This window comes from Bartonella sp. AD13SXNS (assembly GCF_042196465.1).
Lineage (GTDB): Bacteria > Pseudomonadota > Alphaproteobacteria > Rhizobiales > Rhizobiaceae > Bartonella.
Genome location: NZ_JBHIQI010000016.1, coordinates 19,870 through 29,195, shown reverse-complemented (window position 1 = coordinate 29,195; position 9,326 = coordinate 19,870). Strand labels below are relative to the sequence as shown.

At 38.3% G+C, this 9,326-nt stretch carries 3 protein-coding genes; all 3 read right to left on the bottom strand.

Annotated features, from left to right (window positions below):
* Positions 1–2,807: autotransporter outer membrane beta-barrel domain-containing protein (locus tag ACFIMQ_RS08230; protein ID WP_375703796.1), on the bottom strand; the 2,807-nt coding region annotated here is incomplete at its 3' end.
* Positions 2,808–2,977: 170 nt separating this feature from the next.
* Positions 2,978–5,608: an autotransporter outer membrane beta-barrel domain-containing protein gene (locus tag ACFIMQ_RS08225; RefSeq protein WP_375703795.1), complete on the bottom strand. Its 2,631-nt coding sequence runs from the start codon at positions 5,606–5,608 to the stop codon at positions 2,978–2,980.
* Between the two features lie 204 nt (positions 5,609–5,812).
* Positions 5,813–9,061: an autotransporter outer membrane beta-barrel domain-containing protein gene (locus ACFIMQ_RS08220; protein WP_375703794.1), complete on the bottom strand. Its 3,249-nt coding sequence runs from the start codon at positions 9,059–9,061 to the stop codon at positions 5,813–5,815.
* Positions 9,062–9,326: the final 265 nt, after the last annotated feature.

Sequence of the window (9,326 nt, the reverse complement as noted above, 5' to 3'; positions counted from 1 at the left end):
AAAACATCTCCCTTAAAAAGGCCATATGATAACACCCCATCCATATAAAAACCGGTATCATGCTGCAAACTTCCATAGGCAGCAACAGACCATTTATCAAATGTGCTTTTTTTACTTTGTTCAACATCCTGCGGGGCTAGAGAAAGGTTTCCATAGTTTCCCAAAGCCCCAAAGAATGTACGAGTATATAAACTCTCAATCTCGTTCAATAAAACACCTGCTTCAAGTGCATTATAATCAAGCTCTGCGCCATAGCCATATTCAAAAGCAGATAAATTGGAAGCATAATGATGGCTCCCCCCATAAGCATGCAGAAAAAAGGCGGTCTTTTCATTCTCTTTCCAAGAAGAATGAAAAGCATTCCGCATTGTCTCCAACGTCTTATTTTGCGTGGTCGTATCCATCAAACCAACATAGAACAAAGCATTTGGTAAAAGGAGATAAGTTGGCAATTGAGGAACAACAGCTCTAATACCTAGCTCAGGCGGAACATCAAGCGGTATAGAGAGATTAGACGAAGGATCTAAAGCCTCAGAGGACTCAGAAGGCTTTGGTTCAACAGGGGCAGAAGGAGGAGAAACAGAATCCGTAGATGAAGGTGAGACCGGAACAGAGGGCTCAGAGGGCAGAGCATCATCCGTAGAAGTTTCAACTGGAACAAACGGCTCTGGCATAGGCACAGCAGAAGGATTTTCTGGAACTGTTGGTACAGAGGGAAGCTCAGGCGGAACTGATGCAGAAGGAGGCAGTGTCGAATCCGTAGGGATAAATGTTTCAGACGGTTCAGATCCTCCAGGAAAAGAAGGTGTAGACGGTATAAGTGGAGGCTCAACAGAAGTGGGGTGTTCAGGTGAAATAGTCTCTGTTGGTCGTTCAGAAGGGACCGTCTCTGCTTCAGATTGAGGGGGTAAAACTGTAGACGTTGGCTTAGAAGCAGTTTCAGAAGAATCTAATTCAGAACCAATGTAAACACTTTCGAGACGAAAATCCCAAAAATCCCCTTCCCCTGCAACCAATCTATTCTTTGGATCTGCATTTCCAGAAGAAGAATTTGGGCCATAGCCACGAAGTTTATATTGATAAGGAAATCCATTCACCGTAGTATAACTATTGGCTAACTTAAAAGAACTTTCCTCTGCTGTCCCAGCAACTTGAATAAGTGAAACACTTTGCCCCTCTTTATTGCCAGCTTCTTTTTCTGAGATTTTAGAAAGTTTTTCCATCCCAATGAGTGTGGTTCCAAAAACATTCCCGTAGATCAAAATGCGATCCGTCTGTTGAGGATCAAATGAACCATCGTTATTCATAAATGTGCTCATCTTAATCTGGGTATTACCCTTTGCACTATATCCGTAGTCGTCTTGGTTTGACATGACTGCATCTCTATCACTTTTTTTTCTAATTTGCAGCGTTTGATAACCAGTGGATTGATAGTGATCAAAAAAAATTGTACTATCCTCAAGAGAAATACCTGAAAGCGATGAAACCATAGCATCTGTTTCCTGAGAATCTTGATATTTGCTTTTGGTAAGATACCATTGAGAACCATTCTTTAAATTCAAATAAATATCAGAGGTATCCTCAGTACGAGCATTTCCTGTAAGTGTAGAGGAATTTGCTTCAACAAGAAGATAAGAATTATTTTCAGCTTTTAACAACAAATCACCGGAGATTCTTGTCTTTTCTAATCTAACCTTAGCTTGAGCTCCATAAACATGTTTTCCGACACTATAAATGGCAATACCATCCGGAACCGTAAAATTTGTCCCTGACAAATGAACAAATACTTCTCTCGGAGCAACTTTCTTCGCTCCCGAAAGCGCTCTATAACCCTTGTACATATTGCCCCCTACATCTGGATTTAACCCATAAAAATACAGACCATAGGCTCCCTTACCCTGAACAGAAATATCGGATTTTGTAATCTTAATATTCGTCTTCTTAAACTCATCAGCTGAATTAAGTCCTCGCCACAACAACGTGCCTTTATTATCCTCATCATCTGAAAAATTTTTAACCAAAAAGCCATGCATATCACTAAGTTCAATAGAGCTATTATGCAATTGAACAAAACCATCGTGAGATATATCAAAAGCTTCTGGTAATTTATTGACACTTTTCTCACCAATGATAACAGTTTCTTGTTTTCCTTTGCCCTTAATGACAGAACTATCGAAACTATACTCTCCCCCATAAAGTGATGAAAATGCACCTTTCCCATTAAAAGTAACACTACTACCTGACAGCCTAATCTTTGAACCAAAACTACTAATCAGACCTATCTCCATACCATTCAATTCTTTTGGTGTAGTTTCAATATTGACACGCACTAAAGCAATATCGGTTCCTTTCCCCAATGCATAAATAGCGTGAGAAACTTCCGTAATAGTCCCATCTTCCATGCGAATAACCGCATTTTCAGCATGAAGAGCAGGTACATTCTTAAAATTTGAATTTGTTAAATTAAGACGAGCACCCTCTTTTGCAGATGCACCATATCCGAATATTTCATCTGAGTTATCACCCGTAACTGTTATCTGAGATGCATCAACAACTGTACCTGCTTTTTCTACATATAGAGCTGAAATAGGAGTAGAATTAAGAATATATTCTCGAGAATATTTTAAATGATAAGTTTTATTTTTAATCGTGTGTTTTTTACCATCATTGCATTTATAAAATTGAGCGTCTGGATCACAGGAGGTTGCAAAATTATTAGGATTAGCATTAACACTCACGATTGGCAAAAAAGAAATAATAGCCGTCGTAATAAATAAAAATCTATATCCGCTTAATACATTAACCATAACTTTATTCCCAATTTTCCTTTCTCCCCCTTTAGTTAAAAATAAAAAATATTCCCCATAAAGCTAAATTAAACACACAAACAGTGAGAAGTATAAAACTTAATATTCATTTTATACTTCTCACAACACTATATAACTTATGTAAAAATTACTCTATATTTCATAGGCATCTAAAAACGATAGCGTAAACCACCTGAAAAAATCGTTCCTGAAAAACCAGCTTTGCTAAGACGATGCTGATAAGTTACATCTCCATGCAATGCAAAGTTTGAAGACAACTGAGCCTTCAGCCCCACTCCAGTTTCTAAAGAAGAACCAAAAGCTCCTAATTGGAATTCATCTCCAAACTGCACACGTTGTTTTCCGCCAAAACTATTGGTAAGATGAAGTTTCCCATTGAAAGAAACAACATGCCCTTCTTCAGAAGCAGCAAGCGTCTTGCTTAAATTCCCGCCAACACGCATCACCCACTGATCAAGTTTTCCCATTTCGATATCAAATCCATCGATATCAGAGGCCTTATCAAATCGTATATTTTGATAAATGACCTGAACTTGCGTATCAAAAATAAGCCCCTTATGTCCTGTCATAAATGACTTACCGGCAGCCAATGAAGCACTCAAAGGTGTCCCCTTCAATGCTGTTGTTTTGCCTCTTGCTTGTGTCAGAACATCCCCTTTAAATAACCCGTAGGAAAAAAGTCCATCGATATAAAAGCCTGCATCATGCCGCATATTGCCATATGCTGTAACAGACCATTTATCAAATGTACTTTTTTTGCTTTCTTCAACATCTTGAGGCTGTAGAGAAATTTTCCCATAGTTCCCCATTATTCCAAAGCTCAAAGTGTGATATGTATCCTCAATCGCATTGAGCAATATACTTGCCTCTATAGCGTTATAATTCAAATTTCCGCCATAACCATATTCAAACGCAGACAGATCAGAAACATAACGATAACTTCCACCATAGCCTTGCGCAAAAAATGCAGGATTTTTACCATTTTCTCCCAAAACCCCAGCAGTGGTACGCAATGTCTCCAAAAGTTTGTTGTGATTATTCATATCCATCAAACCAACCTGAAACAAAGCATTAGGCATCGATAGATAGGTTGAAACTTGTGGAACAACAGCTTTAACGCCCTCTTCAAGATAATGAGCAGAAGCATCATGACCGGCAACAACATTATTATGATGCGGATGAGTGTTTAAAGAACGAGACACGCGAGAACGAGGAACAATTCTCTCCACTTGAAGATGACGCTTTTGAGAAGAACGCTGAACATATTCAGCTTCAAGCCGGTAATCCCAAAAATCGCTATTATGCTTTACCGCTGTTCCTTTAGCTAATGTATTTTCCTCTTTTGCGTGTTCATGAGAAGAATTTGGACCATAAGCACGCAGACTATATCGATAAGGCGCTCCTCTTAAAGCAACATAATCTGTTGCCAGTTTAAAGGAATCCTCCGCAGCCTTTCCATAAACCTGAATAATTGAAGTACCATGGCGATCTCCTTTCTTAACCTTTAGCGTCTTTTCTTTCCCTAGAGACATTGAAGGATTTATAATATACACCTTGGTTTTTCCGTAAACATCACCATAGATCACAAGTGTATCAGCTTTCACATTTTTGCTTGTACCATTGGCAGCAAGATGTGCATTAACATATAAGCGTGCATCCCCTCCCGCAATATAAGCATAGTCACTGGATCGATCCTCTAGGCTTCCTACATGAAGACTCTGATAATAACCGTTTTGAGGTTTATTAAATAAAATAGAACTATTAATAAGCCTTACAAATGAAACAGACGAATCTGCAAAATACGGACCTTTCCCATTCTTCTTAAGCGCACTTTTACTTGCTTTTACAGTCCATTTTGATTGATTGAACAACTCAACACTAGCATAAGAACCTTTCTCAACCTGTGCTCCCCCTGAAAGAAAAGATGCATAGGCATCAAGCACAACAAATGAATTATTCTTAACATCTAATAACCGATCGGCAAAGATACGAGAACCTTCTGATGCTGTAATGTAAGGATATCTCCTCGCATCATCACTATAAATAGCTGTACCATCGGGAACATGAAGAGCTGTTTTTTTAAATCGAACTTCACCTAAACTCGTAAGAAGCTCTCCTTCTTGATATTCATTTTGCGAAGGGCTTCCCCTAAAATGCAAACCATGAGCTCCATCTCCCTTAAGAATGATCTTTGAGTTTTCCATAGAAACCAAAGACATAGCATTATCCTGCAACTCAAGTGATCTTTCCTTAAAAATCGGATCTGCACTCTCAATCGCTATACCATGAACATCTGTAACATGAACTTCACCATCATCAACGAAGAGAAAACCGCCCTGCTTCACGCCAAATACTGATTGAGATATCTTACTACTTTTTTCCTTTTCACCATTTCCCTTAACAGAAACTTTCTTAAAAGAACTTTTCTCATCTTTTGATACAACCACGGCTGATGTAATCTTCTCAGATTTATTAAATTCCAAAGCCCCACTAATTCCTGAAACGCCTTTTTCCACTTTACCTTTTTTTAGCTCAATATTATTGGATTGGGATATAGCAACAACATTAAAACTTGTATCCAATCCTTTCACATATTCTTGTTCTTGGTCGCTTCTTTCAACAGTCTTAGCGGCATCAACAGCATCACACGAATACGATTTAAAAAGGGAATTACATGAGGGTTTATAATCTTCTGCACTCACATCTATATTGTGCGCAAAGAAAAAAATAGAGGTCGTAAAAGAACATACACACACATGGCGCTTTAATACTTTAATCATAATTTACTTTAAACTTTCTTTATTTTATCTTCATCAAAAACCGAAAAAATACATCTGGATCATTTACAGGTTATTGTTACTATGTGTCGTCCACATAATTCGTTTTGTATTATATGTAAAGTTAAAAATCGTAAAAATAACACAATAAAATCACGTTTTGTGCTTATTGTTTTTTACAAAAGATATATTAAAGGAAAAGTACAATTAAAAATGATAGCTTAAACCACCAGAAAAATGTGTTCCGGAAAAACCAGCCTTCGTAAATTTGTGCTGATAAATGAGATCATTATAAAGAGAAAGTTTTGATGAGAGACGGGCATTAAACCCAACCCCTGCTTCTAAAGAAGAACCAAAAGAACCAAGCTGGAAAGCATCTTTAAAATACACAAATTGTTTATCATCAAAATTACGAATGAAATGAAGTTTGCCATAAAACGAAAGGACATGTGCCTCTTTAGTCAATGTCAGTGTTTTGGTTAAATGTCCCCCAATACGCACCTCCCAATGATCTGGTCTTTGCATATCAATATTAAAATTATCAATATCACGAGTCTTATGAAACTGGAGATTTTGATAAACAAATTGAAACTGAGGTTCAAAAATAAAATATCGACGACCTATCGTAAATGTTTTACCAGCAATTAAGGAAACACTCAGGGGCTTACCTCTCAATGCAGCCGTCTTACCTCGCTCAAGTGTGAGAACATTTCCATTAAACAAACCATAAGAGACGAGACCATCCATATAAAAACCCGTATCATGCTGCATGCTCCCATATGCTGTGATTGTCCATTTATCAAATGTACTTTCTTGACTTTGTTTAACCTCCCAAGGCAGCAAAGAAAGCTTGCCATAATTTCCTATAATTCCAAAGGATGTTGCACTGTACGCATTTTCGATTTTCTTGAGTAGAATACCTGCTTCTAGTGCATTATAATCAAGGTCGCTTCCATATCTATATTCAAGTGCAGACAAATTTGAAGTATAACGGTGATGTCCACCGTAACCGCGCAAAAACAAAGTGGGATTTTCGCTCACTTTCAACAACCGCCTAGAAAAAGTTCGCAGTGTTTGCAACTGCTTATTTTGATTACTGATATCCACCAATCCAGCATGAAATAAGGTATTTGGCACAAGAATATAAGTCAAAACCTGTGGAACAACAGCTCTCATATTTTGTTCAAAATGAGAAGAAAGCTTAAAAACAGGTGGTATAACAGAGGATGGAACAGAGGGTGAAACAGATGAACCTGATGCGGGAGGGACAAAAACAACAGAACTAGTCGGTGAAACAGAGGACGGTACAGGTGAATCTGATGCGGGAGGGACAAAAACAACAGAACTAGTCGGTGAAACAGGGGACGGTACAGGTGAACCTGATGCGGGAGGGATAAAAACAACAGAACTAGTCGGTGAAACAGGGGACTGTACAGGTGAACCTGATGTAGGCACAACAGGATGAGCTTCAGCAATAACGGGAATAACAGGTGCAAGAGAAGGAGGAGGATGATTTTGAGCATCCAGCACAAAAGCACCAGATGTATCAGGTGTAGTCATAAGATGGGAATCCCTCTCCAGAGAATCTACAGGAGAAGAAAGACTTGGCTCCTGAGTTTTTTTCTGAGAATGAGAATCGATAGCATCAACCTCACTTCCAGTAAGACTAGGATGAATTTTAGGAAAAGAAGGAACCCCATCAGAAGCAGGAGGCACAATTTCAGTGGAATCAAGAGAGGGATAATCAACAAATTTACTTTCGAGGCGGAAATCCCAAAATGTTCCAGTATTTTTAAGCACTCTTTGATTGAAATCTGCCGTTCCTACAGCAGAGCTTGGACCATAACTCTTAAGATGATACTGATAGGGAGAGGCTTCAAGTGCCACATACCCCCCCTTTAACTGAAAAGAATCTTCAGCAGCTTGTCCATAAACCTGAATAATGGAAATCCCCTGATCATTACCGCCATCTCCCGTCGATGCCCCTGGGCTTCCAGGAACCTTATACACATGAACTGTCGTTTGTCCTTCAAGATCACCATTGATTAAAAGCCGGTCAGTTTTTTGCTTTTCAAGCTCTCCTCCTTGATCCAAATATGCATTAAGATAAAGATTCACATCACCGTGCGCTTTATAGACAGTCCCTGATCCTTTTCCGATGAGAAGTGTCTGATAACCATTTGTTGTTTTAGATTTTAATTCTTCAAAAATAAGAGAACTATCCGTAAGATTAACCGATGAAATAGAAGAATAATCTTTTAACCTAGAACCAGAAGCATCAGAATTTTGCAATTTGTCATATTTTGGTCGCGATAAAATCCACTTTGAACCGTTTTTTAACTCTACCGTGGCTGTAGAACTTTCATCAACATATGCGCTTCCTACAAGGGTAGAAGCATCAGCCTCAATCTTTACATTGGAACGTTCAACAGCATTCAGGAGTGAATCACCAGAAACTGTTGAATTTTGTAAGAGTTTAACAGAGCTTTCGAATTGGCGGCTATAAATAGCTGTACTTTCTGGAGCCATAAAAGTTGTCTGAGTCAACTGAACCGCCCCTTTTCCTGGTATAATTGTTTTTTTATCATTTAAGACAGCTTCCCAAAAAAAGCGCATGCCATTAAATGCATTCCCTCTCACAAAAATATTGGAATGTTTAACATGAGCAGCATTATGATTATTCCCCTGCAAGACAATGCCATGAGCATTGTTAACATTAACGTTTCCCTTCTGAAAATTAATCATACCTTTCCCCTGAAGCATACTAAAAGCAGAACCTTCACGATGATTATCTGTATTTTTCGCCGGTTTCCCTTTTCCGGTAATAAAAACACCCTCTAAATTAATTTCTCCATCGCCTCCTGTTTGAACGCCAATACCACTGGCAAAATCAATTTTTCCTCCTTTCATCTCAATTTTTGCACCATTATGACTCAAAAGACCGATCGCATCAGTAGATGCCTCAATCTCTGTCTTGGTCAAAGAAACAAATGACCCTTTACCAGCAACACTGATCCCCATTCTGGTTGCTTTAATCACCCCATCCTGCATTTCAAAAGCTCCCTCATCATTAATATCGGCCCCTATCGACACATCATTTAACATGGAATCAAATAGAGCAACGCCTCCCCCTTTTGAGGCTTTTACAGCTGTTGTCCAAGCACCTTTTTCTGAATACCCATTTGCATTCGAAACACCGTTAATGATTATCGCCGTTCCCTCAATAACTGTATTTTCCCCTGATGCCTCTAGAGCTGCATCAGAACTTTCACCCTTAAGTTGATAAGTTTTCTTGGAAATTTCATGCGTTTGACCATCATTACAGCGATAGAATGAAGCACTTTCATGACATGAATATTGTTTCTTTTCAGAAGGAATTTCACCGGCATCAGCATTGTGTGCAAAGAAAAAAATAACCGTTGTAAAACGATATAAAGAGAGATAATTTTTAAGCATAATTTTTTACAAACTTTCTTCCCCTTCTCTAAAAACAAAAAAACACGCGTTCTGTTTAATAACTTTAGTTACGCGCGCGTAAAATACGTTTCGTATTTTATACATCGCCTATATGTTTCATGTAAAGCCAGAATCTAAAATATCACAATTTAAAGTTGCGCTATTTGTGAATTACCCGTAAAATATAGATAACAAAAACCCGCCCCACCCCAAAGGAAGTAATCTCAAAAGAATTTATCAATTGTCCCTAAAGAAAGAAAAACAG

Bases quoted from the DNA above. Each gene is read 5' to 3' on its own strand.
- ACFIMQ_RS08225 (WP_375703795.1), bottom strand. From the start codon at position 5,608: ATGATTAAAGTATTAAAGCGCCATGTGTGTGTATGTTCTTTTACGACC.
- ACFIMQ_RS08220 (WP_375703794.1), bottom strand. From the start codon at position 9,061: ATGCTTAAAAATTATCTCTCTTTATATCGTTTTACAACGGTTATTTTT.